A 24596-nucleotide genomic window follows, 5' to 3' on the forward strand; every position below is an offset into this window, starting at 1 on the left:
GGCGTTTTACCGGCATGGGCTATCTTTCTCCCATGACTTCATCCGACCAGCGCCCAGGCACCGAAGCGCAATCCCTGACGGGACAAGAGCCGCTATTCATCGTCCTCAATACAGGATCGGGGCGCGGCGACGCGCAGGTCCTGCAAGACACTATCCGCGGCATTCTTGATGAAGCGGGCAGGCGTTACACGCTGATGCCGGTGGACGACCCCACCCGCCTTACCGAAACGGCGCAGTCGGCCGTCAAGCGCGCGCAAGACGAGCAAGGCGTCGTCATCGCGGCCGGCGGCGACGGCACGCTGAACGCGGTGGCCGCCACCGTGCTGGGCAAGGGCGTGCCGTTCGGCATCCTGCCGCAAGGCACGTTCAATTACTTCGGCCGTGCCTACGGTATCTCGCAAGACACCGACGTTGCGCTGCGCGGCTTTCTGCAAGGCCATATCGAGCCGGTACGCGTCGGCCAGCTGAACGGCCGGCTGTTCCTTGTCAACGCCAGCCTGGGGCTGTATCCCACGCTGTTGGAAGACCGCGAGGCCTACAAGCAGCGCTTTGGCCGCAGCCGGCTGGTGGCGTTGTGGTCGGGCGTGGTGACCCTGCTGCGAGCGCCGCGCCAATTGCGGCTGCAACTGGAAGAAAAGGGCCAGGTAAGCGACCTGCGCACACCGACGCTGGTGGTGGGCAACAACAAGTTGCAGCTGGAACACGTCGGCATCGAATCCCAGGATCTGGATCGTGACCGGCTGGTGGCCATGACGGTGAAACCGGTCGGCACGCTGGCGCTTTACGGCCTGCTGGTGCGTGGCCTTTTCAGCCGCCTGGGCGAGGCCGAGCACGTCATCAGCTTCGGCTTTCATCGCATGACGGTGCGCATCCGGGGGCGCCATCGAGTCAAGGTCGCGATGGACGGCGAGATTTCCTGGATGAACACCCCGCTGGAATTCAAGGTGGCTGACGACAGGCTGCCGCTGGTGGTGCCCGCGGACTCGCAATACCTGGATCGCTCATGACGCGGATATTGCAACTGTCCGACACGCATTTCGGCACCGAGCGCAAACCTGTCGTCGAGGCCGCGCTGGACCTGGCGCGCTCGCTGAACCCGGACCTGGTCGTGCTAAGCGGCGATATCACGCAGCGCGCGCGACGCGGGCAATTCGCGGCGGCGCGCAAGTTCATCGAACGCCTGTCGCTGCCCGTGCTGGCCGTGCCGGGCAACCACGACATACCGCTGATCAACGTGTTTGCACGCGCGCTGAATCCTTACGGCAACTACAAGCGGGCGCTGGGCGCGGTGCTGGAGCCAGTGTTCGAAAACGCCGGCCTGTTGGCTATCGGCGTAAACACCACGCGGCCGCGCCGCCACAAGGACGGCGAGATTTCTGACGCGCAGATCGCGCGCGTGGCGCAGCGGCTGCGGCAGGCGCGCCCCGGGCAATTGCGGGTGGTCGTCGCGCATCATCCGGTGCGCGCCAAGGTGGAATCCGACCTGTCCAACCTGCTTAACGGGCGCGAACGCGCGCTGGCGGCCTGGGCGCAGTCGGGTATCGATCTGGTATTGGGCGGGCATATTCACTTGCCTTATGTGCTGCCGCTGTCGGCGGCGGGCAAGCCGGCGGGCTGGATCGTGCAGGCGGGCACGGCATGCTCAAGCCGGGTGCGTGGCAGCGTGCCCAATTCCGTCAACGTGATCACGCGAGAAGGCGAGGGCGACCAGCAGATGTGCCATGTCGAACGCTGGGACTATGCCGAGGCCACCCACGTGTTCGCACCGGTCGACAAGACGCTGGTCAGCACGGTCGAGCGGTGACCGCGCCATGACAGATTCGTACGCGCAATGGGCTGCGGCCCATGCCCTGGAATTGTTTATTGCGTTGCCGTTATTGACGGGCGCCTTGGCGCTGTTCACGGTCCGTATCGTGGCGGGCCGGCCGACCAACACCCGGCGCGGCGCCATCGCGGCAGGCGTGATGTTGGCGTTGGCCATCTTTGGAGTGCTGGCGTGGGCAGTGCATAGCCAGGGCGATGTGGTGGCCTTCGATGGCGCATTGGCCGAGGCATTGAGCATGTCGATGAACGCGTCGCTGCTGTGGCTGCTGTCGTGGTTCACGTATCTGGGCGACCGCAATTTCCTGACCGTGCTCAGCGTGTTGATGACGCTTTACCTGCTATGGACAGGGTGGTGGCGCCTGGCCGTGTTCTGCGCGCTTGCCACGGGCTTGGGCGGCGCGCTGAATTGGGTGCTCAAGCACAGCTTTGAACGCGTGCGGCCGGTGCACGATCACGGCTTCGCGGCAGCGGCGGGCTGGAGCTTTCCCAGCGGCCATGCGTCGGCGGCGATGGCGGTCTACGGCACCGCCTGCTACCTGGTGTGGCGCTTGGCGCCGGCCCAGTGGCGCTGGCCGTGCGTGGCGGCGGCGGGTGCGCTGATCATGGCCATCGGCCTTAGCCGCATCTTGCTGCAAGTGCATTTCGCCAGCGACGTGGTGGCAGGCTTTGCCGTCACGCTGGCGTGGCTGGCGCTGTGCGTAGCCCTGGCCGAACGCTATTGCCGATCAGGCCGGGCACAACAAGAGGCGTAGCAGCCGGCGCTGCGCGTTGCCTGCCGGATTGCCGGCAATACCGCCAGCAATACCGCCAGCAATACCGCCAGCAATACCGCCAGCAATACCGCCAGCAATACCGCCCGCCATGCTGCCGGCATCGTCGATGACCAACCCCGGGATGCTGGTATAGCGGCCGCCGGCCAGGGCGACCGCGCGATCCAACCGGTGCGCGCGTTCCGGCGGGGGCGGCGCCAGGTCCACGATCAGCTTGCCCCGGATCGGCGCGGTCACCGCGCCATCACTGAAGCGTTCCAGCGTGCGGTCAATCTCCCGTTCGCGCGGCAGGGCCAGCACAATCGTGTCCGATTCCGCCAAGGCTTCGCGCGCGGAAGTGGCCAACGTCGCCGAGCCGCGAAAAGGTTCGCAGCGTTCCGGGTCCAGGTCGTACACGGTCAGCGCGATGTCGGGCTCGGCCTCCAGCAAGCGCCGGGCGGCCAGGGTGCCGGTGTCGCCCATGCCCACGATGCTGATACGCAGGTTCATGGCTTGGGCACGGACCACGTGCTCACGATATGGGCCACGGGTTCGGCCGAGCCTTCGCCGGTCAGGACGACTTCGCCGGCGGACAATCTGCCCACCTTCAGCAGCCGTGCATCGGCATGAATGGCGCCGGCGGGGCTTTTGCGCAGGAAATTGATGGTCAGGCTTGCCGTGACCGCGTGCGTCTGGCCCGTGGCGCCGACCACGGCGGCGTACATGGCCAGATCGGCCAGCCCCATCAGCATAGGCCCGGCCACGATGCCGCCCAGCCGCTGGTGCGCCTCGCGGGCCGGCAGCACGGCGCGCGCGGTGCCCCGCCCGATGCGCACGACGTCTATGCCCAACAGCAGCGAAAAGGGATGCTGGTCGGCCAGCAGGATGTGAAAGTCGGCCAGGCTGATCAGCGGCGCGTCGGCGTCCGTGGCGGGTAGGGCGGCGGTCATCGTTGCTCCAGGGCAAGGCAATAGTGGTCCAGCAGGGCGTCGGCCTGCTGGCCTAGCGATTTCAGGCGATGCGTGTGCTGCAACAGCAGCAGTCCCATCAGATAGGTGAACACGTTCATCTGTTCGACCGCCACGGTGGCAGGGTCCCAGGACTTGGTACGCGCCAGCGCGGCGCCGATATGGTCCACGCATTGGCGCAGCCGGGCGTTGAGCTTTTCGTCCATGTCCCTGCCCAGGCCGCGCGGCCCCAGCCCCTGGAACAGGTACAGGCCCAGCGAAAAATCCGTCGGCCGCTGGGCGTAGTACTCGAAAAAGGCGTGAATGGTCTTGCGCGCCGCCCCGGAAGCGGGCCAGGCCGCCGCGTCAGCCAGATGTTCGTGCAGGCCCAGCAGCGACTCGTCCAGCAGTTCGCCATAAAGCGCTTCCTTGCCGGCAAACCAGGGGTAAATCGCGCCGGTGGTGCAGCCGGCTTCCTTCGCAATTGCCCGGATCGTGGTCTTTTCCAGGCCGTCGCGCGCGAAGACGCGCTGCGCGGCATCCAGGACCATCTGTCGCCGCAGCGCGTTCAGGCGCTCGTTGCGCTCGTTGCGTTCATTGCGTTCCGGATGGTCGGAAGGGGAGACGGGCATGGGCAGAAGAAAAAAGCGGGAAAGGGTGGGGGAGACGGTGGGGGAATAATATCGACGATTTTTAGTAATAACAATGTTATTGAAATTGAACGTGCCGGCGGTCGATACGACGTCCGTTCATTGGGGGAAAACCGATATCCGTGTACAAAGCCGATGCAGTGGGATGCGAAAGGTGCCTGAAAGACCGCCGGGAAAACGCCCCGAATAATTAGGGGCAGGGCTGAAAGTCGCATGGATACGTGCTTACCCGTTTGGGCTCGGGTTAGCCCTAACACCACTGGAGCGACATCCTCGCGATGTTGCAAGATCCCAACAGGGGTGTCGCAAACCTGCACTTTTCTGATGCCGACCATAGCCAGTCCCCTCGATTTTTGATGCAATAGCGTCAACTTCCCTTCGCGGAGTTAGGGGGGCGGCAGGCTGGTTTGCTGGATTGCTGCTCTTGTCACTCAAATCAACGGAGATTTCTTAAATGAAAAAGACTCTGCTCGCTGCCGCCCTGCTCGCCGGTTTTGCCGGTGTCGCCCAGGCAGAAACGTCTGTCACCCTGTACGGCATCATCGACACGGGCCTCGGCTACAACAAGATCAGCGGCGCCCCGAACGATGCGGCGAACGGCAGCCGTTTCGGCATGATCAACGGCGTCCAGAACGGTTCGCGCTGGGGTCTGCGTGGTTCGGAAGACCTGGGTGACGGCCTGCGCGCTGTTTTCCAACTGGAATCGGGTTTCAACTCCGGTAACGGCAACTCCGCTCAAGGCGGCCGCCTGTTCGGTCGTCAAGCCACCGTCGGTCTGGCCAGCGACAGCTGGGGTCAACTGGACTTCGGTCGCCAAACCAACATCGCGTCGAAGTACTTCGGCTCGATCGACCCGTTCGGCGCTGGCTTCGGTCAAGCTAACATCGGCGTGGCTCTGAGCGCCGCCAACACGAACCGCTACGACAACATGGTCATGTATCAGACCCCGTCGTTCAGCGGCTTCCAGTTCGGCGTCGGCTACTCGTTCAACGTGAACGACACCAACGCTTCGCAAACCGGCTTCAAGACCGCCGACAACACCCGCGCCATCACGACCGGTCTGCGCTACGTCAACGGCCCCCTGAACGTCGCCCTGACGTACGACCAACTGAACGCCTCGAACAAGCTGTCGTCGGCTTCGGTTGACGCCACCCCGCGTCAGTACGCCATCGGCGGTTCGTACGACTTCGAAGTTGTGAAGCTGGCTTTGGCCTACGCTCGCACGACCGACGGCTGGTTCGCTGGTCAAGGCGTCGACACCAACCTCGGCAGCGTGAACTTCGGTGCTAACGCTTTCGCTGACGGCTTCAAGGCCAACTCGTACATGGTCGGCCTGTCCGCCCCGATCGGCGGCGCAAGCAGCCTGTTCGGTTCGTGGCAGCGTGTTGACCCGTCGAACGACAAGTTGACTAATGACGATGCCACCACCAACGTGTACTCGCTGGGTTACACCTACGACCTGTCCAAGCGTACCAACCTGTACGCTTACGGTTCGTACGCCAAGAACTACGCCTTCATCGACGGTGTCAAGTCGACCGCCGTGGGCGTGGGCGTTCGCCACCGCTTCTAATCCAACGCAGGGTGCAAACCCTGCCTGGATTTAGTGCGTAAGCAAGCGAACGGGCTTCGGCCCGTTCGTATAAAAGCCACCCTTCGGGGTGGCTTTTTTCATGTCTTCAAGAGCTTTTTTTTATTTCGCGCGTGCGTGTCGGCCAAGTCCTGTATCCTTGTCGTTCTGTTCTCGAAAACTGCGATTGTTCCATTTGAGGAATGCAGTCTTTCACCTGTTATTCAAGCTACAGAGTTCAGCCGGAAGTAACCACGCGAATGCTACAATCCTAAGGTTTGCGCATTTGACGGACGCCTGAATGAACCTGCAACAGTATTTTCCCGTCCTGCTGTTTATCGTAGTGGCCACCCTTATCGGGTTCGCGCTTCTAACGGCCGGCTCCCTCCTTGGCCCGCGGCGTCCCTACGCTGAGAAGCTGTCGCCCTATGAGTGCGGCTTCGAAGCGTTCGAAGACGCCCGCATGAAGTTTGACGTGCGCTACTACCTGGTGGCGATTTTGTTCATTCTTTTCGACCTGGAAATCGCGTTCCTGTTCCCGTGGGCCATCGCCCAAGGCACAGTCGGACTCGTCGGTTTCTGGACGGTCATGGTTTTCCTAGCCGTGTTGACCGTCGGCTTCATCTACGAATGGAAAAAGGGCGCGCTGGACTGGGAATAAACCCCCACGGGTTTTTCTTCACCGCACGCTATCAGAGACGAATATGGCTATAGACGGCATTCTCAAGCAAGGGTTCATCACAACCAGCGCCGACAAGTTCCTTAATTGGGCGAAGACCGGCTCCATGTGGCCCATGACCTTCGGTCTGGCCTGTTGCGCGGTTGAGATGATGCACGCGGGCGCAGCCCGCTATGACCTGGACCAGTTCGGCATCATCTTCCGTCCCAGTCCGCGTCAGTCCGATCTGATGATCGTTGCTGGCACGCTGTGCAACAAGATGGCGCCGGCGCTGCGCAAGGTTTACGACCAGATGCCCGAGCCGCGTTGGGTCGTGTCCATGGGCTCCTGTGCCAATGGCGGCGGCTACTACCACTACTCGTATTCGGTGGTTCGTGGCTGCGACCGCATCGTACCGGTAGACGTCTACGTGCCGGGCTGCCCGCCCACGGCCGAGGCGCTGGTCTACGGCTTGCTGCAAATGCAGAACAAGATCCGCCTGACCAACACGATTGCGCGCTGATCTCTCGCCCCGTCCGCGGCAGTCCTTGCCGCCGGCCCTGCGATACCAGCGTATCGGTTCACCTAAGCGTACAAGATGATGACCAGGCTCGAAACCCTGAAAAACAATTTGCAGACCACCCTTGGCGCCGATATTGCGCTGACCGAGGCGTTGGGCGAGCTCACGCTCGAAGTGCCCGCGCAGCAATGGTTCTCGGTCTGCAACAAGCTGCGCACCGAAGCCGGCCTGCGCTTTGAAACCTGTATCGACCTCTGTGGCGTCGACTACCTGACCTGGGGCAACGGCACGCGCCAGCTGCCCGAGGAACCCAGCGCCAAGGTGCACCGCGCGCGTTTCGCCGTGGTGATCCACCTGCTGTCGATCGAACACAATTGGCGCCTGCGTGTACGTACCTGGGCCGCCGATGACGAATTCCCGATCGTGGCGTCGCTGATGGAATGCTGGCCGGCCGTGGGCTGGTTCGAGCGCGAAGCGTTCGACCTGTACGGCATCGTCTTCGAAGGTCACCCCGACCTGCGCCGCATCCTGACCGACTACGGCTTCATCGGCCATCCGTTCCGCAAGGACTTCCCGCTGTCCGGTACCGTCGAAATGCGTTACGACCCCGAACAACGTCGCGTCATTTACCAGCCGGTCACGATCGATCCGCGCGAGATCACTCCGCGCGTGGTCCGCGAAGACTCCTACGGCTTGGGGCGTTAAATCATGGCAGAAATCAAGAACTACACGCTTAACTTCGGTCCTCAGCATCCGGCCGCGCACGGTGTGTTGCGCCTGGTGCTTGAGCTGGACGGCGAAGTCATCCAGCGCGCCGACCCGCACATCGGCCTGCTGCATCGCGCCACTGAAAAGCTGGCCGAGCACAAGACCTATATCCAGGCGCTGCCCTACATGGACCGCCTGGACTACGTGTCCATGATGTGCAACGAGCACGCCTACGTCATGGCCATCGAAAAGCTGCTGGGCGTTGAAGCCCCGCTGCGCGCGCAGTACATCCGTGTGATGTTCGACGAAATCACCCGTCTGCTGAACCACCTGATGTCGCTGGGTTCGCACGCGCTGGACGTGGGCGCGATGGCGGTGTTCCTGTACGCCTTCCGTGAACGCGAAGACCTGATGGACTGCTACGAAGCGGTCTCGGGCGCGCGCATGCACGCGGCCTACTATCGTCCGGGCGGCGTCTACCGCGATTTGCCGGACACGATGCCGCAGTACGGCGACACCAGCAAATACCGTGGCGACAAAGAAATGCGCATCATGAATGACGCGCGTTCGGGCTCGCTGCTGGACTTCATCGAAGACTTCACCAACCGCTTCCCGGGCTGCGTCGACGAGTACGAAACGCTGCTGACGGACAACCGTATCTGGAAGCAGCGCCTGGTGGGCATCGGCGTGGTCGACCCTGACCGTGCCAAGGCGCTGGGCTTTACCGGCCCGATGCTGCGCGGCTCCGGCGTCGCCTGGGACTTGCGCAAGACGCAGCCCTACGAAGTCTACGATCTGCTCGATTTCGACATCCCCGTGGGTGTCAACGGCGACTGCTACGACCGCTATCTGGTCCGCATCGCTGAAATGCGTGAAAGTAACCGCATCATCCGCCAGTGCGTGGAGTGGCTGCGCAACAACCCGGGCCCGGTCATGATCGAGAATCACAAGATCGCCCCGCCCAAGCGCACCGCCATGAAGACCAACATGGAAGAGCTGATTCACCACTTCAAGCTCTTCACCGAAGGTTTCCACGTGCCCCCGGGCGAGGCGTATGCCTCGGTGGAGCATCCCAAGGGCGAGTTCGGCATCTATCTGGTGTCGGACGGCGCCAACAAGCCTTACCGCCTGAAGATTCGGGCCCCCGGCTTTGTCCACCTGCAATCGTTGGATGAAATGTCGCGCGGTCACATGATCGCCGACGCCGTCACCATCATTGGTACGCAGGACATCGTTTTCGGCGAGATCGATCGCTGATCCGCCCAGACAGTCACGAGCACGCCCGCATAACCCGGATTCAAACTATGCTGCTTTCCGAACAGGCCTACCAGAAAATCGACCGAGAACTCGCGAAGTTCCCGGCCGACCAGCGGCAGTCCGCCATCATGGCCTCGCTTGCCATCGCGCAAGAAGAGAAGGGCTGGTTGGCTACCGAAACCATTGAAGATGTGGCCAATTACATTGGCGTCCCGCCCATTGCGGTGCAGGAAGTCGCCACGTTCTACAACATGTTCGACGTCAAGCCCGTCGGCAAGAACAAGATCGCCGTCTGCACGAACCTGCCCTGTGCCTTGCGCGATGGCGACCGTGCCGGCGAATACCTCAAGCGCAAGCTGGGTGTCGACTACCGTCAAACCACCGCCGACGGCCAGTTCACGCTGGTTGAAGGCGAATGCATGGGCGCTTGCGGCGATTCCCCCGTGCTGATCGTGAACAACAAGCATATGTGCGTGCGCATGACGGACGAGAAGCTGGATGCGCTGGTCGCGGCCCTCAAGGTCCAAGGAGAGTCGGCATGAACGCGCCCGACCTGTACAAGCAGTTCGCGCAAGGGCTTGATCCCAACCCGCTGAACGACCTGTCCAATTCGATGTGCCTGCATGGCCGGCACATCAAGCCGCAGATCATGGCCGACGTCGACGGCGCCAACTGGCGCCTCGAAGACTACGTCAAGCGCGGCGGCTACGAAGCCCTGAAGAAGATCCTGACCACCGGCATGAAGCCGGAGGACGTGATCGCCGAAGTCAAGGCATCGGGCCTGCGCGGCCGTGGCGGCGCGGGTTTCCCGACCGGCCTGAAGTGGAGCTTCATGCCGCGTGCGTTCCCCGGCCAGAAGTACCTCGTCTGCAACTCGGACGAAGGCGAGCCCGGCACGTTCAAGGACCGCGACATCCTGCGCTTCAATCCGCACATCGTGATTGAAGGCATGGCGATCGCGGCCTACGCCATGGGCATCAGCGTCGGCTACAACTACATCCACGGCGAAATCTTCGAAGTGTACGAACGCTTTGAAGAAGCGCTGGAAGAGGCGCGCGCCGCCGGCTTCCTGGGCGACAAGATCCTGGGTTCGGACTACAGCTTTCAGCTGCATGCGTTCCACGGTTACGGCGCCTACATCTGTGGCGAAGAAACCGCGCTGCTGGAATCGCTGGAAGGCAAGAAGGGCCAACCGCGCTTCAAGCCGCCGTTCCCGGCCAGCTTCGGCCTGTACGGCAAGCCCACCACGATCAACAACACGGAAACGTTCGCGGCCGTGCCGTGGATCATCCGTAACAGCGGCCAGGCCTACCTGGAAGTCGGCAAGCCGAACAACGGCGGCACCAAGCTGTTCTCGATCACCGGCGACGTCGAACGCCCCGGCAACTACGAGATCCCGCTGGGCACCCCGTTCTCGACGCTGCTTGAACTGGCGGGCGGCATGCGCGGCGGCAAGAAACTGAAGGCGGTGATCCCTGGCGGGTCCAGCGCCCCGGTGCTGCCGGCCGACATCATCATGGAATGCACGATGGACTATGACTCCATCGCCAAGGCCGGCTCGATGCTTGGCTCCGGCGCTGTGATCGTCATGGACGAAACGCGTTGCATGGTGAAGTCGCTGCTGCGTCTGTCGTACTTCTATTTCGAGGAAAGCTGCGGCCAGTGCACGCCGTGCCGCGAAGGCACCGGCTGGCTCTACCGCATGGTGCATCGCATCGAAAACGGTCACGGCCGTCCGGAAGATCTGGACTTGCTGGACAACGTGGCAGGCAACATCATGGGCCGCACCATCTGCGCCCTGGGTGACGCCGCCGCCATGCCCGTCCGTGGCTTCCTCAAGCATTTTCGCGACGAATTCGCGCACCACATCGAGCATAAGTCTTGTGTGGTCCCGCAATATCTGTAGGTCTCAGGAACAGCAATGGTTGAACTAACCGTCGACGGCAATCAGGTCGAAGTGCCCGAAGGCAGCATGGTCATGCATGCCGCTCAGAAAGTCGGGCTTTACGTGCCGCATTTCTGCTACCACAAGAAACTGTCCATCGCGGCCAACTGCCGGATGTGCCTGGTTGAAGTGGAAAAAGCGCCCAAGGCGCTGCCCGCCTGCGCCACGCCCGTGACCAACGGCATGGTCGTCCACACCTGCTCTGAAAAGGCTCGCGCCGCTCAGAAGTCGGTGATGGAATTCTTGCTCATCAATCACCCCCTCGACTGCCCGATCTGCGATCAGGGCGGCGAATGCCAGTTGCAGGATCTGGCCGTGGGCTACGGTGGCTCTTCCTCGCGGTACCAAGAGGAAAAGCGCGTCGTGTTCCACAAGGACCTGGGTCCGCTGGTTTCCGCCGAGGAAATGACCCGCTGCATCCACTGCACCCGCTGCGTGCGCTTCGGCCAGGAAATTGCCGGCGTCATGGAATTGGGCATGCTGGGCCGTGGCGAACACTCCGAGATCACGACGTTCGTCGGCCGCTCGATCGAGTCCGAGCTCTCGGGCAACATGATCGACATCTGTCCGGTGGGCGCGCTGACCTCCAAGCCTTTCCGCTACAGCGCGCGTACCTGGGAATTGGCCCGCCGCCGTTCGGTCAGCCCGCACGACAGCCTGGGCGCCAACCTGGTGGTTCAGGTCAAGGGCGACCGCGTCATGCGCGTGGTTCCTTTCGAAGACGACGCCGTCAACGAATGCTGGATCAGCGACCGCGACCGCTTCTCGTACGAAGGCCTGAACAGCGACGACCGCCTGACCGCCCCGATGATCAAGGGCACCGACGGCAAGTGGCAGGAAGCCTCGTGGGCCGACGCGCTGCAAGCCGTGGCGCAAGGCCTGTCGCGCGTTCGCGACAGCTTCGGCGCCGGCCAGATCGGAGCCTTGGCTTCCGAATACGCCACCACGGAAGAATATGCGTTGCTGGGCCGCCTGGTCCGCGCGCTGGGTTCCGAGAACATCGACTTCCGCCTGCGCCAGACCGACCCGGCCTTTGACGCCGCGTTGACCGGTGCGCCGTGGCTGGGCATGCCCATCGCTGAACTCGACAATCTGGACCGCGTCCTGGTCGTCGGCTCGTTCCTGCGCAAGGACCACCCGCTGATGGCGCAACGCCTGCGCCAGGCCGCCAAGCGCGGCACGCAGATCCTGATGGTCGACAGCGCCGCTGACGATCCCCTGCTGCCCGTCGCCGCCCGCATCACCGTGGCGCCGTCCGAGCTGCCGCGCGCGCTGGCCGAAGTGGCCGTTGCCCTGGCGCAAGCCAAGGAACAAGCCGTGCCGGCCGAATTCGCCTCGGTCACCCCGGGCGAAAACGCCAAGCTCATCGCCGCCAGCCTGGCTTCCGGCGCCAACACCGCCGTGCTGCTGGGCAACATGGCCGTGGCCAGTGCGCAAGCGACGACGCTGGCCGCCAACGGCCGCGCCGTGGCGAACCTGGCCGGTGGCAAGTTCGGCTTCCTGACCTCTGGCGGCAACACCGTCGGCGGTTACCTGGCCGGCGCTGTTCCGGGCAAGGGCGGCAAGACCGCCGCTGCCATGCTGGCCGAGCCGCTCAAGGCCTACATCGTGTTGCACGCCGAACCGCTGCTGGACGCCGATAACGGCCAGCAAGCCATCGCCGCGCTGCGCGGCGCGCAGTTCGCCGTGGCCTTGACGCCGTACCGTTCGGCAGCCGCCGAATGGGCCGACGTCATGTTGCCGGTGTCGCCGTTCACCGAAACGTCGGGCACCTTCGTCAACGCGCAAGGCCTGGCCCAAAGCTTCAAGGGCACGGTTGCACCGATGGGCCAGACGCGTCCGGGCTGGAAGGTCCTGCGCGTGCTGGGCAACGTGCTGCATCTGGCCGGCTTTGACGATGAAACGTCGGAATCGGTGCGCGATGCCGCGCTGGCCGGCGGCATCGAAGGCCGTTTGTCCAACGACGTCAAGGCGCCGCTGGGCCTGGGCCAACCGCTGACCGGCCTGGAACGCGTGGCCGATGTGCCGATCTACCGCACCGACGCCATGGTCCGTCGCTCGGAACCGCTGCAAGCGGCCCCCGCATCCCGCAAGCCCGCCGCCGCCATGAACGGCCGTACGCTCGCCAGCCTCGGGCTGACGGCCGGAGTCAAAGTGCGTGTGGCCGGTGCCGAAGGCGCCGTCGAACTCGAAACCGTGCAGGACGATGCCGTGGCCGACCGCGCCGTGCGCATCTCCGCGGCCTTTGAAAACACCGCAGCCCTGGGTGGCGCATTCGGTCAACTCAGCGTGGAGCGTGCCTGATGGAATGGCTTAATGTTCTTGAGAGCCACGGGCAGCAATTGCTGGGCCCGACGGTTTGGATGGTCCTCTGGACCCTCATCAAGATTGTGATCATCGCCGTGCCGATCATTCTGTGCGTTGCGTACCTGACGTACTGGGAACGCAAGATGATTGGCGCCATGCATGTGCGCGTGGGTCCGAACCGTGTCGGGTTCAGGGGGCTGTTGCAGCCGTTTGCCGACGTGTTCAAGCTGCTGACCAAGGAAGTCATCGTTCCCAGCGAAGCCAACAAGGTGCTGTTCGTCGTGGCCCCCGTGGTCACGCTGATGCCCGCGCTGGCTGCCTGGGCCGTGATTCCTTTTGGTCCTGATGTCGTGCTGGCCAACGTCAACGCCGGCCTGCTGTACATCATGGCTATTACGTCGATCGGCGTGTATGGCGTGATCGTGGCGGGCTGGGCGTCGAACTCCAAGTACGCGTTCCTGGGCGCGCTGCGCGCTTCGGCACAGATGCTGTCCTACGAACTGGCCATCGGCTTCGTGCTTGTCACGGTGCTGCTGGTGTCGGGCAGCCTGAACATGTCCGAGATCGTCAACGTTCAGAACCGCGGCTGGTTTGCCGACAAGGGCCTGACGTTCATGTCCTGGAACTGGTTGCCGCTGTTGCCGCTGTTCGTGATCTACGTCGTGGCGATCGTGGCTGAAACCAACCGTCACCCGTTCGACGTCGTCGAAGGCGAATCGGAAATCGTGGCCGGCCACATGGTCGAGTACTCGGGTATGGCTTTCGCCCTGTTCTTCCTGGGTGAATACGCCAACATGATCCTGCTGTCCTGCATGGCGTCGATCATGTTCCTGGGCGGCTGGGCTTCCCCGATCGACATCGCGCCGCTGACCTGGATTCCGGGTTGGATCTGGCTCGGTCTGAAGACGTTCGTTGTGGTCTCGTTGTTTGTGTGGTTCCGCGCTTCGTTCCCGCGCTACCGCTATGACCAGATCATGCGTTTGGGTTGGAAAATCTTCATCCCGCTGACCGGCGTTTGGCTGGTCGTGGTGGCGATCTGGATGCAGACGCCCTGGAACATTTGGCGCTAAGCCGCCAGGCAGAGGCAGGATATGGAAGCGATCAAAGATTTCTTCGGCAGCCTGATGCTGACCGAGTTGCTCAAGGGCATGCGCCTGACGGGCAAGTACTTTTTCAAGCGCAAGGTCACCTTGCGTTACCCGCAGGAAAAAACGCCGACGTCGGCGCGATTCCGCGGCCTGCACGCGTTGCGCCGCTACCCCAACGGGGAAGAGCGCTGCATTGCGTGCAAGCTGTGTGAAGCCGTGTGCCCGGCCTTGGCGATCACCATCGAATCGGACCAGCGCGAGGACGGCACCCGCCGCACCACGCGTTACGACATCGATCTGACCAAGTGCATTTTCTGCGGCTTCTGTGAGGAAAGCTGCCCCGTGGACTCGATCGTGGAAACCCATATCCACGAATACCACGGTGAAAAGCGCGGCGACCTGTATTTCACCAAAGACATGCTGCTCGCCGTGGGCGACCGCTACGAAGCCGACATCGCCCGCCGCCGGGCCGACGACGCTCCTTACCGTTGAAGCCCAGGGTCTGATCCATGACTTTTACCACTGTCCTTTTCTACATACTGGCCGCCGTGCTGGTGATCGCGGCGTTCCGCGTGATCACCGCGCGCAGCCCGGTCACCGCCGTACTTCACCTGATCCTGGCATTCTCCAACGCAGCCATGCTGTGGATGCTGCTGGGCGCCGAGTTCCTGGCGTTGCTGCTGGTCCTGGTGTACGTGGGCGCCGTGATGGTGCTCTTCCTGTTCGTCGTGATGATGCTGGACATCCGCATGGACACCATGCGCCAGGGCATGAAGACCTACCTGCCGCTGGGCCTGGTGATCGGTCTGGTGCTGGTGCTGGAAATGTCGTTCGTGCTGGGTTCCACCTGGTATGGTTCGGGTCCGCAAGCCCCGGTTGCCGGCGACTACAACAACGCTCGCGCGCTTGGCGAAGTCATGTACACGCAGTACGTCTACGCCATTGAAGTGGGCGCCGCGCTGCTGCTGGTGGGTATGGTCGCCGCGATTGCGCTGACCCTGCGCCGCCGCCGCGACGTGAAGTACAACGACCCGGTAGCCGCCGTGCGCGTCCGTTCGAAGGACCGCTTCCGCATGGTCAACATGCCCGCCCAAAGCGAGCGTGCCCAGGCCAAGCGTGACGGAACGTCCGCCGCCGCCGCTGCGCCCGAAGGAGAAAAACAATGACGCTGACGCTGGCTCACTATCTGATCCTTGGGGCGATCCTGTTCGCCATCGGGATCTTCGGCATCTTCCTGAACCGCCGCAACCTGATCATTCTCTTGATGTCCATCGAGCTCGTGCTCCTGGCCGTCAACATGAACTTCGTGGCGTTCTCCAGCTGGTTCGGCGATACCGCCGGCCAGGTGTTCGTGTTCTTCATCCTGACCGTGGCCGCCGCTGAAGCGGCGATCGGCCTGGCCATTTTGGTGCTGCTGTTCCGCAACCTGAACACGATCAACGTTGACGAACTCGATCGCCTGAAGGGCTGACGGGGTATTGGAAGAAAATGTCTAGCTCACCCAATCTCTACTTGCTCATCGCGCTGGCACCGCTGGCCGGAGCAATTCTCGCGGGCCTTTTCGGCACCGGCTTCCTGGGCCGTCCCATCGGCCGCCGCGCGTCCCACGTCATCACCATTCTTGGCGTACTTATCTCCGCCATCGGTTCGGTGGTGGTGTTGGGCGACGTGCTCAACGGCCTGCGCTTTGACGGCGCGGTCTACACCTGGAGCCTGATCGGCCAGACCAAGCTGGAAATCGGCTTCCTGATCGATCCGCTGTCGGCCATGATGATGGTCGTGGTCACGTCCGTATCGCTGATGGTGCACATCTACACCATCGGCTACATGGCCGATGACCCCGGCTACCAGCGCTTCTTCTCGTACATCTCGCTGTTCACGTTCTCCATGCTGATGCTGGTGATGTCGAACAACATGGTGCAGCTGTTCTTCGGCTGGGAAGCGGTGGGCCTGGTGTCGTACCTGCTGATCGGTTTCTGGTACACCCGCCCGACGGCTATCTTCGCCAACATGAAGGCATTTCTGATCAACCGCGTCGGCGACTTCGGCTTCGTGCTGGGTATCGGCCTGTTGTTCGCGTACGCCGGCACGATGCACTACGGCGACGTCTTCGCCCAAGCCGACAAGCTGGCCACGATGACCCTGCCGGGTTCCGACTGGATGCTGCTGACGGTCGCGTGTATCTGCCTGTTCATCGGCGCCATGGGCAAATCGGCCCAGGTTCCGCTGCACGCCTGGCTGCCTGACTCGATGGAAGGCCCGACCCCGATCTCCGCGCTGATCCACGCCGCCACCATGGTGACGGCCGGTATCTTCATGGTGGCGCGCTTCTCGCCCCTGTTCGAACTGTCGGACGTGGCGCTGTCGTTCATCATCGTGATCGGCGCCATCGGCGCGCTGTTCCTGGGCATCCTGGGCATCATCCAGACGGACATCAAGCGCGTTGTCGCGTATTCCACGCTGTCGCAGCTGGGCTACATGACCGTCGCGCTGGGCGCCTCGGCCTACTCGGTGGCCATTTTCCACCTGATGACGCACGCGTTCTTCAAGGCACTGCTGTTCCTGGGCGCCGGTTCGGTCATCATCGGCATGCACCACGACCAGGACATCCGCAACATGGGCGGCCTGCGCAAGTACATGCCCATCACCTGGATCACGTTCCTGCTTGGCACGCTGGCCCTGGTCGGCACGCCGTTCTTCTCGGGTTTCTACTCGAAGGAGAACATCATCGAAGCCGCTGGCCACGCCAACGTCTGGGGCGCAAGCTTCGCGTACTACGCCGTGCTGATCGGTGTGTTCGTGACCTCGCTTTACTCGTTCCGCGTGTACTTCCTGGTCTTCCACGGCAAGGAACGCTTTGACACCACCGACCACGGTCACGGCCATGGCCACGACGCGCATGGGCATGACGACCACGGTCACGACGACCACGGTCACGGCCATCATGGCGGCAAGCCGCATGAGTCGCCCTGGGTGGTGACGCTGCCGCTGATCCTGCTGGCGATTCCGTCGGTGCTGGTTGGCGCCTGGGCGGTTGACCCAATGCTGTTCGGCAAGTTCTTCAACGGCGTGATCACGGTGCTGCCGCAGCATCCGGCCATGCACGAGTTGCAAGAAGAATGGCACGGCTGGGTCGCCTATGGCCTGCATGCCTTCCAGACGCTGCCGTTCTGGCTGGTCGTTGCCGGTTTCGTCATTGCCTGGTACTGCTACCTGATCAATCCCAAGGTTCCGGCCGCGATCAAGTCCAGCCTGTCCGGCGTCAACAAGGTGCTTGAGAACAAGTACTACGTGGATTGGGTCAACGAGCAGATCATCGCTCGCGGCCTGCGCGCCCTGGGCCGTGGCCTGTGGAATACCGGCGACCGCGGCATCATCGATGGCCTGCTGGTCAACGGTAGCGCCCGCGTCGTGGGTTGGGTGGCTGCGGTCAGCCGCCACCTGCAATCCGGCTTCATCTATCACTACGCGTTCGCGATGATCATCGGCATCATGGCGCTGGTGACTTTCTTTGTGCTGATTCCCCAATGATGGCAAGCGAGATGGCATCCAACACTTTCCCCTGGCTCACGCTTGCGATCTTTGTCCCGATCGTATTCGGCCTGCTGGTGCTGGCGGTGGGCCGTGACGACCGTCCCGGTCTGACGCGCGGCCTGTCGCTGGTCGGCGCCTTTGCCGGCTTCCTCGTCACGATTCCGCTCTACACCGGTTTTGACAACACCACGGCCGCCATGCAGTTCGTGGAAAAGGCCTCGTGGATCGAAGCCTTCAACGTCAATTACCACCTGGGCATCGACGGCATTTCGCTGTGGTTCGTCCTCCTGACCGCGTTCATCACCATCATCGTGGTGCTGGCCGGCTGGGAAGTCATCACCAGTCGCGTGTCGCAGTACATGGCCGCCTTCCTGATCCTGTCGGGTCTGATGGTGGGCGTGTTCGCCGCGCTGGACGGCATGCTGTTCTACGTGTTCTTCGAAGCCACGCTGATTCCGATGTACATCATCATCGGCGTCTGGGGCGGACCGAACCGCGTGTATGCGGCATTCAAGTTTTTCCTGTACACGCTGATGGGTTCGCTGCTGACCCTGATCGCGTTCATCTACCTGTGGCACGCATCGGGCGGTTCGTTCGACATCCTGACCTGGCACCAGGTCAAGCTTGGCCAGACCCCGCAGATCCTGATCTTCGTGGCGCTGCTGGCGGCGTTCGCGGTGAAGGTGCCGATGTGGCCCGTGCACACGTGGTTGCCGGATGCTCACGTGGAAGCGCCCACGGGCGGCTCCATCGTGCTGGCCGCGATCATGCTGAAGCTGGGTGCCTATGGCTTCCTGCGCTTCTCGCTGCCGATCACGCCCGACGCCTCGCACAGCCTGGCGGGCCTGATGATCACGCTGTCGCTCATCGCGGTGATCTACATCGGCCTGGTCGCGATCATCCAGGAAGACATGAAAAAGCTGGTGGCTTATTCGTCCGTGGCCCACATGGGTTTCGTGACGCTGGGCTTCTTCATCTTCAACACGGCCGGCGTCGAAGGCGCCATCGTGCAGATGATCTCCCACGGCTTCGTGTCGGGCGCCATGTTCATGTGTATCGGCGTGCTCTATGACCGCATGCACTCGCGCCGCATCGCCGATTACGGCGGCGTGGTCAACGTGATGCCGCGCTTCGCGACGTTCTTCATCCTGTTCTCGATGGCCAATAGCGGCCTGCCGGCCACCAGCGGTTTCGTCGGCGAGTTCATGGTGATCATGGGCGCCGTCGAACACAACTTCTGGATCGGCCTGTTGGCGGCTACCGCCCTGATCCTGGGTGCTTCGTATTCGCTGTGGATGGTCAAGCGTGTGGTCCTGGGCGACATCGCCAACGACCACGTCCGCGAGCTGACCGATATCAACCGCCGCGAATTTGTGATTCTTGGCGTGATGGCGATCGCCGTGTTGTACATGGGGATCTATCCCAAGCCCTTTACCGACGTCATGCACGTGTCGGTCGAGGCCCTGCTGCAACACGTTGCCGTCTCGAAACTGTAAGACAAGACAATGATGCAATCCCAAATCGATTTCGCCCTGGCGGCGCCGGAAATCCTTCTGCTGGTTTCCGGCCTGGCTATCCTGCTCGTCGACGCGGTCAGCAATCACCCCGAGCGCAAGCCGACGTTCCTGCTGACCATGCTGGTATTGGGCGTGCTGACCGTTGTGTCGGCCGTGCAATGGAAGAACGGCGTTGCGGGCGCAACCTTCAATGGCCTGTACGTCACCGACGAACTGTCACACCTGCTGAAGATCGCGTCCTACATCGCCGTGGGCGCCACGCTGGTGTACGGCCGCGTCTATGCGCAAGTGCGTGACATGCTCAAGGGCGGCGAGCTCTACGTCCTGACGTTGTTCGCGCTGCTGGGTCAGATGGTCATGATTTCCTCCGGGAACCTGATTTCCATCTACCTGGGCCTGGAACTGATGTCGCTGGCGCTGTACGCGTTGATCGCGCTGCGCCGCGATGACGTCGTAGCCACCGAAGCCGCCATGAAGTACTTCGTGCTGGGCGCGCTGGCATCGGGCTTCCTGCTGTACGGCATGTCGATGGTCTACGGCGCCACGGGTCACCTGGACCTGGCCGAAGTGTCCAAGGTCATCGCCGCCGGCAAGGCCGAGAAGATGGCGCTGGTGTTCGGCATCGTGTTCCTGGTGTCGGGCCTGGCGTTCAAGCTGGGCGCCGTGCCGTTCCACATGTGGGTGCCGGACGTCTACCAAGGTTCGCCGACCGCCGTCACGCTGATCCTGGGCGGTGCGCCCAAGCTGGCCGCCTTCGCCATCACGCTGCGCCTGCTGGTGGATGGCCTGCATGGCCTGGCCGCCGACTGGCAGCCGATGCTGATGATCCTGGCGGTGCTGTCGCTGGCTATCGGTAACCTTACCGCCATTGTGCAGACCAACTTCAAGCGCATGCTGGCTTACTCGACCATTTCGCACATGGGCTTCGTGCTCCTGGGCCTGATGTCGGGATCGGTCGCGGGCAAGCCGGAACTGTCGTCCGCCGCCTATGGCGCGTCGCTGTTCTACATGCTGACCTACGTGCTGACCACGCTGGCCAGCTTCGGCATCGTGCTGTTGCTGTCGCGCCAGGGTTTCGAGTGCGAGCACATCGACGACCTGAAGGGCCTGAACCGCCGCAGCCCGTGGCACGCTTTCATCGTGCTGCTGCTGATGTTCTCGCTGGCCGGCATTCCGCCGCTGGTGGGCTTCTACGCCAAGCTGGCCGTGTTGCAAGCGCTGATCAGCGCCGGCCACGTGACGCTGGCCGTGGTGGCCGTGCTGTTCTCGCTGATCGGTGCGTTCTACTACCTGCGTGTCGTCAAGGTCGTGTACTTCGACGAGCCGGTGGCTGATGTTGCCCCGATCGTCGCCACGGTTGGCCAGCGCGGTCTGCTGTCCATCAACGGCGCCATGATGCTGCTGCTGGGCCTGCTGCCCGGCGGTCTGATGGCGCTGTGCGTGCAGGCGATTCGTTCGTCGCTGAGCCTGTAAGCGGAACCCGGCCATGAACCAGACGCTGGCGGTATGGCTGTTGATCGCGCTGGCTTTGGTCAGCGCCAACCTGCCGTTCCTGACCGAACGCGTGTTCGCCGTCTTGCCCTTCAAGCAGGGCGGGGCGGTGACGGTCAAGCCGTTCTGGATGCGTCTGGTTGAAGTGCTGGTGTTCTACGCGCTGGTTGGCGCCTTGGGTTTCGCCTTCGAGTCCACGCTGGGCAATCGGTTTGCCCAGACGTGGGAGTTCTACGCGATTACCCTTAGCCTGTATCTGGTGCTGGCCTATCCAGGCTTTGTGTACCGCTATTTGTTCAAGCGTCACCCTCGCTTGCGGGTGTAAAAGCCCCGCCAGTGCCTTGAAAACGCCCTACGGGGCGTTTTTCTTTTGGGTGCTTGAAACTCTTCACCCTTCGGGCCTCGCGGCTTGGAGAGGCTATGGCGGCCGGCGGCGACCGTGTCCCCCTATGTGCCGTCACTGTTGTTTTTTCATCTTTTCGCGCGCCACTCAGCTTTCATTCAGGTGTCATTCAGCCGCCAGGATCAAAATCGCAACCTGTAAAAAAACAAGAATCGTTGCTATTCACATTCTGGAGAAGCTGGTTTGAAGCCCCAAGATTCGTATTCGCTGAATACGCTCGCTACCTCGCTTGCCGCGGCCATTGCGGCGCCCGCCCTGTTCATCAGCCCGTACGCCGCCGCGCAGTCCGCGGATTCCGGGGTGACGCAGCTTTCGCCGGTTCGGGTGGAGGGCGAAGGGTCTTCGTACCAGACCAGCACGGTGCCGTCGCCCAAAATGACGGCGCCGCTGCTCGACACGCCGCGCACCGTGCAGGTGGTGCCCAAGCAGGTGATCCAGGACCAGGCCGCATCGACGCTGCAAGACGTGCTGCGCAATTCGCCGGGCATCACGTTCGGCGCTGGCGAAGGCGGCCGTCCGGGCGGCGACTTGCCCATTATCCGTGGTCAGAATTCCGCGGGCAGCCTGTTCCTGGACGGCATCCGCGACAGCAGCACGCAGGTGCGCGACACCTTCAACCTGGAGCAGGTGGAAGTCATCAAGGGCCCGGACTCGGTGTATTCGGGCCGGGGCGGCGCGGGCGGCAGCATCAACATGGTCAGCAAGGCGCCCAAGGTGACGGACTTCACTGAAGCCACCGCGCAGATCGGCACCGACAACAACTATCGCGCCACCATCGACAGCAACTGGCGCCTGGCCGATAAGGCCGCGTTCCGCTTGAACGTGATGGGCAACAAGGGCGATGTGGCCGGCCGCGACAATGCCGTGGATTTCGAACGCTGGGGCGTGGCACCGTCCTTGATGCTGGGCGTGGGTACGCCGACGCGCATCACGCTTAGCTACTACCACTATCAAGACGACAGCATGCCGGACTACTCCATCCCGTATGACCCCAAGACGGGGCAGCCGGTGACGGAGACCATGGGCGTCAGCCGCAAGTCGTTCTACGGCCTGACCGGGCGCGACTTCATGAAGACGCGCGACGACGTGGCCACCGTGGACTTCCAGCATGATTTTTCCGACAAGCTGCAACTGCGCAACGTGACCCGCTATGGCCGTGGCACGACGGACTTCGCCGCCACCAACCCGGACGACAGCAAGGGCAATGTGCCCAATGGGCTGGTGTACCGTGCCTTGAAGTCGGGTTACTACGTCACCAAGAGCTTCGCCAACCAGACCGACCTGACGGGTGAATTCGAGACGGGCAGCCTCAAGCATTCGTTCGACCTGGGCTTCGAATACAGCAACATCAAGCAGAACAAAGACGGCTACACCGAGTCGGGCGTGCCCGCCGGCGGCAGCAACTGCGTGACCGCCACCACCAATGGCCGCAACACCTACGCCAACCCGGCGTTGTGCGCGTCGTTGTGGGACCCGGACCCGGGGACCGACTATCCGGGCAAGCTGAACCGCAACAACAACCCCGCCCGCTACAACACCGACACGCTGGCCCTGTACGGCTTCGACACCATCAAGTTCAACGAACAGTGGCAGGCCAGCCTGGGCGCGCGCTGGGACAACTACCGCACCAGCGGCAGCAACATCGCCGCCGGCCGCAACGACCCGGCCGGCACCCCGGACTTCTACAGCACCAGCCGCGACGACAGCCTGTTCAACTATCAGGTCGGCCTGGCGTACAAGCCCGTGCCCAACGGCACCATCTACGCCACCTACGGCACCTCGTCCACGCCATCGGCCATTGCGGCCGGCGCGATCAGCGATGCCACGTCGATCAGCAATTCGTCGCTTGAACCCGAAAAGAGCCGCACCGTGGAAGTGGGCACCAAGTGGCAGGTCTTCGACGACCGGCTGACCTTGTCGGCAGCGGCTTTCCACGACACCCGCAAGAACACCAGCGTGGCCGTGTCGGCCACCGAAGTCGCGCAGGTGGGCGAGGCCAAGGTGCGCGGCATCGAACTGGGCTTCTCGGGCAACATCACGCCCCGATGGAACGTGTTCGGCGGCTATACCTTCATGGACAGCGAAATGACCAAGGGCGCTTACAACAGCGGCGCCGTCGGCCAGGACCTGCCCAACACCCCGCGCAACGCCTTCAGCCTGTGGACCACCTACAAGGTGCTGCCCAAGCTGACGGTGGGCGGCGGCGCCTATTACGTGGACAAGGTCTACGGCAATTCGGATGTCACCCGCAACGCGGACGGCACGCCCAAGGCGCGCTGGGTGCCGTCGTACTGGCGCTTTGACGCCATGGCAGCGTACGAATTCAACGAACACTATTCGGCGCAGCTGAACGTGCTGAACCTGTTCGATGAAACGTACTACACCAAGGCCTACGCGGCGCACTATGCGGCGCTGGGTACGGGGCGCGCGGCGTTGCTGACGCTGAAGATGCGTTACTGATCAGAGGCGAAATCAAACGCCAAAATCAGACGCTGGGATGAAAAATAGCCACCTCGGAAGGTGGCTATTTTTTTGCTGCCTGGCGCTACGGCGCGATCGGCTTCTGACCCGATCAGCTTTCAAACCAGTTCAACACCCCATCCAGCCCCGTGACGTTCAAGGCAAAGCGCGTCTGCTCGCGCACGACCGGCTTGGCGTGATAGGCCACCGGGAAGCCCGCGGCGCCTAGCATCAGCAGGTCGTTTGCGCCATCGCCAATGGCGATGATCTGGTCTTTGGTGGCGCCGTGCGTGCGCGCGAATTCGCGCAGGTAGACGGCCTTGGCCTGGGCGTCCAGGATGTCGCCCAGCACGTGGCCCGTCAGCACGCCGTTGTCGATTTCCAGCGTGTTGGCGTGGGCGCTGTCCAGGTTCAAGCGTTCGCGCAGGCGATCGGTGAAGAAGGTGAAGCCACCCGAAACCAGCAGGACCTTGATGCCCGCGGCTTGCGCCGTGGAAACCAGGCGTTCCGCGCCCGGGTTCAGGCGCAGCTTTTCCACATAGACCTGTTCCAGCGCTGCGGCCGGCACGCCCTTGAGCAGCGCGACGCGGCGGCGCAGGCTTTCCGCGAAGTCCTTGATTTCGCCGCGCATGGCGGCTTCGGTAATTTCCGACACCTTGTCTTTGACGCCCACCACACCGGCGATCTCGTCGATGCATTCGATGTTGATCAGCGTGGAGTCCATGTCCATCGCCAGCACTTTGCACTGCGACAGTTTCAGCCCGGCGGGCAGGAACGCCGCGTCGACACCGTTGCGGTCGGCCCAGGCCACCACTTCGGCGCGGGTCAGCGCATCGTGCTGCACGTCCAGCAGGCGGGCGGCGGTGTTGCTGATGCGCGCCACGCCCTGGGCCTGGGCCAACGCGGCCAGCTGTTCCGCGTGTTCGACGGTCAGGGCGGGGGATTGGACGACTAAGTGATGGGTGGTCATA

General features: G+C 62.9%; 23 protein-coding genes and 1 pseudogene. 20 read left to right on the forward strand and 4 right to left on the reverse strand.

The genetic code is table 11. The annotated features are described in order from the left end of the window. Window positions 1-32: 32 nt before the first annotated feature. Genes YH64_RS00205 through YH64_RS00215 form a run of 3 tightly spaced genes read left to right on the forward strand, consistent with a single transcriptional unit; the run spans window position 33 to window position 2576 of the window. On the forward strand, window positions 33-1007 hold the full coding sequence (locus YH64_RS00205) for a diacylglycerol kinase family protein (RefSeq protein WP_046802850.1): 975 nt from the start codon (window positions 33-35) through the stop codon (window positions 1005-1007). Further along, entirely contained in the window at window positions 1004-1804 is an 801-nt protein-coding gene (locus YH64_RS00210; protein WP_046802533.1) for a metallophosphoesterase, read from the forward strand. The genes YH64_RS00205 and YH64_RS00210 overlap by 4 nt, the downstream gene beginning before the upstream one ends. 7 nt (window positions 1805-1811) lie before the next feature. After that, a complete protein-coding gene (locus tag YH64_RS00215) occupies window positions 1812-2576 on the forward strand; it encodes a phosphatase PAP2 family protein (protein ID WP_046802534.1) in 765 nt (254 codons plus the stop codon). Window positions 2577-2713: 137 nt separating this feature from the next. Here the strand turns inward: YH64_RS00215 and YH64_RS00225 are convergent. The 3 genes and pseudogenes from YH64_RS00225 to YH64_RS00235 all read right to left on the reverse strand — a co-directional run. Beyond that, window positions 2714-3083 (reverse strand): annotated as a pseudogene (locus YH64_RS00225) (NAD(P)-binding domain-containing protein); the annotation flags it as partial. Beyond that, window positions 3080-3523 (reverse strand): PaaI family thioesterase, encoded by a 444-nt coding sequence (locus YH64_RS00230; RefSeq protein WP_046802535.1) that lies wholly within the window; start codon window positions 3521-3523, stop codon window positions 3080-3082. The gene YH64_RS00230 and the pseudogene YH64_RS00225, both read right to left, overlap by 4 nt. Then, complete coding sequence (locus YH64_RS00235) at window positions 3520-4152, reverse strand: TetR/AcrR family transcriptional regulator (protein ID WP_046802536.1); 633 nt, start codon at window positions 4150-4152, stop codon at window positions 3520-3522. The genes YH64_RS00230 and YH64_RS00235 overlap by 4 nt, the downstream gene beginning before the upstream one ends. Before the next feature lie 472 nt (window positions 4153-4624). Here YH64_RS00235 and YH64_RS00240 point away from each other — a divergent pair, with 472 nt between their 5' ends. The 17 genes from YH64_RS00240 to YH64_RS00320 all read left to right on the forward strand — a co-directional run bounded on the left by YH64_RS00240 (window position 4625) and on the right by YH64_RS00320 (window position 23625). Beyond that, entirely contained in the window at window positions 4625-5740 is a 1116-nt protein-coding gene (locus YH64_RS00240; RefSeq protein WP_046802537.1) for a porin, read from the forward strand. 298 nt (window positions 5741-6038) lie between these two features. After that, window positions 6039-6398: an NADH-quinone oxidoreductase subunit A gene (locus YH64_RS00245; protein ID WP_006217959.1), complete on the forward strand. Its 360-nt coding sequence runs from the start codon at window positions 6039-6041 to the stop codon at window positions 6396-6398. Window positions 6399-6441: 43 nt separating this feature from the next. Beyond that, window positions 6442-6918 carry an NADH-quinone oxidoreductase subunit B family protein gene (locus tag YH64_RS00250; protein ID WP_006217960.1) on the forward strand — a complete coding sequence of 159 codons (477 nt, stop codon included), beginning with the start codon at window positions 6442-6444 and terminating at the stop codon, window positions 6916-6918. Window positions 6919-6993: 75 nt separating this feature from the next. Next, window positions 6994-7620: an NADH-quinone oxidoreductase subunit C gene (locus tag YH64_RS00255; protein WP_046802538.1), complete on the forward strand. Its 627-nt coding sequence runs from the start codon at window positions 6994-6996 to the stop codon at window positions 7618-7620. A gap of 3 nt (window positions 7621-7623) precedes the next feature. Further along, complete coding sequence (locus YH64_RS00260; RefSeq protein ID WP_046802539.1) at window positions 7624-8880, forward strand: NADH-quinone oxidoreductase subunit D; 1257 nt, start codon at window positions 7624-7626, stop codon at window positions 8878-8880. Window positions 8881-8927: 47 nt separating this feature from the next. Next, the gene (nuoE, locus tag YH64_RS00265) at window positions 8928-9422 is read left to right on the forward strand and encodes an NADH-quinone oxidoreductase subunit NuoE (protein ID WP_006217963.1); all 495 of its coding nucleotides are present in this window, start codon (window positions 8928-8930) and stop codon (window positions 9420-9422) included. Then, window positions 9419-10786, forward strand: a complete 1368-nt coding sequence (nuoF, locus tag YH64_RS00270; RefSeq protein WP_046802540.1) for an NADH-quinone oxidoreductase subunit NuoF — start codon at window positions 9419-9421, stop codon at window positions 10784-10786. Before nuoE ends, nuoF begins: the two co-directional genes overlap by 4 nt. A 15-nt stretch (window positions 10787-10801) precedes the next feature. Further along, on the forward strand, window positions 10802-13129 hold the full coding sequence (gene nuoG, locus YH64_RS00275) for an NADH-quinone oxidoreductase subunit NuoG (protein ID WP_046802541.1): 2328 nt from the start codon (window positions 10802-10804) through the stop codon (window positions 13127-13129). Then, window positions 13129-14202 carry an NADH-quinone oxidoreductase subunit NuoH gene (gene nuoH, locus YH64_RS00280; protein WP_046802542.1) on the forward strand — a complete coding sequence of 358 codons (1074 nt, stop codon included), beginning with the start codon at window positions 13129-13131 and terminating at the stop codon, window positions 14200-14202. Before nuoG ends, nuoH begins: the two co-directional genes overlap by 1 nt. Window positions 14203-14223: 21 nt before the next feature. Continuing rightward, window positions 14224-14712 carry an NADH-quinone oxidoreductase subunit NuoI gene (gene nuoI / locus YH64_RS00285; protein ID WP_006217967.1) on the forward strand — a complete coding sequence of 163 codons (489 nt, stop codon included), beginning with the start codon at window positions 14224-14226 and terminating at the stop codon, window positions 14710-14712. 17 nt (window positions 14713-14729) lie between these two features. Beyond that, window positions 14730-15386, forward strand: a complete 657-nt coding sequence (locus YH64_RS00290; RefSeq protein WP_120154225.1) for an NADH-quinone oxidoreductase subunit J — start codon at window positions 14730-14732, stop codon at window positions 15384-15386. Further along, a complete protein-coding gene (gene nuoK, locus YH64_RS00295; protein ID WP_006217969.1) occupies window positions 15383-15691 on the forward strand; it encodes an NADH-quinone oxidoreductase subunit NuoK in 309 nt (102 codons plus the stop codon). Before YH64_RS00290 ends, nuoK begins: the two co-directional genes overlap by 4 nt. A gap of 17 nt (window positions 15692-15708) precedes the next feature. Continuing rightward, a complete protein-coding gene (gene nuoL / locus YH64_RS00300; RefSeq protein ID WP_046802544.1) occupies window positions 15709-17751 on the forward strand; it encodes an NADH-quinone oxidoreductase subunit L in 2043 nt (680 codons plus the stop codon). Next, the gene (locus YH64_RS00305) at window positions 17748-19250 is read left to right on the forward strand and encodes an NADH-quinone oxidoreductase subunit M (RefSeq protein WP_046802545.1); all 1503 of its coding nucleotides are present in this window, start codon (window positions 17748-17750) and stop codon (window positions 19248-19250) included. The genes nuoL and YH64_RS00305 overlap by 4 nt, the downstream gene beginning before the upstream one ends. Before the next feature lie 9 nt (window positions 19251-19259). Further along, a complete protein-coding gene (gene nuoN, locus YH64_RS00310) occupies window positions 19260-20744 on the forward strand; it encodes an NADH-quinone oxidoreductase subunit NuoN (protein WP_046802546.1) in 1485 nt (494 codons plus the stop codon). Between the two features lie 13 nt (window positions 20745-20757). Then, window positions 20758-21087 (forward strand): DUF2818 family protein, encoded by a 330-nt coding sequence (locus YH64_RS00315; protein ID WP_046802547.1) that lies wholly within the window; start codon window positions 20758-20760, stop codon window positions 21085-21087. A 261-nt stretch (window positions 21088-21348) separates the two neighbouring features. Further along, the gene (locus YH64_RS00320; protein ID WP_046802548.1) at window positions 21349-23625 is read left to right on the forward strand and encodes a TonB-dependent siderophore receptor; all 2277 of its coding nucleotides are present in this window, start codon (window positions 21349-21351) and stop codon (window positions 23623-23625) included. A gap of 112 nt (window positions 23626-23737) precedes the next feature. Here the strand turns inward: YH64_RS00320 and serB are convergent, their stop codons facing one another. Further along, window positions 23738-24595 carry a phosphoserine phosphatase SerB gene (serB, locus tag YH64_RS00325; protein WP_046802549.1) on the reverse strand — a complete coding sequence of 286 codons (858 nt, stop codon included), beginning with the start codon at window positions 24593-24595 and terminating at the stop codon, window positions 23738-23740. Window position 24596 lies beyond the last annotated feature (1 nt).

It is taken from the genome of Achromobacter sp. LC458 (assembly GCF_001005835.2).
GTDB classification, from domain to species: Bacteria; Pseudomonadota; Gammaproteobacteria; order Burkholderiales; family Burkholderiaceae_B; genus Achromobacter; species Achromobacter spanius_B.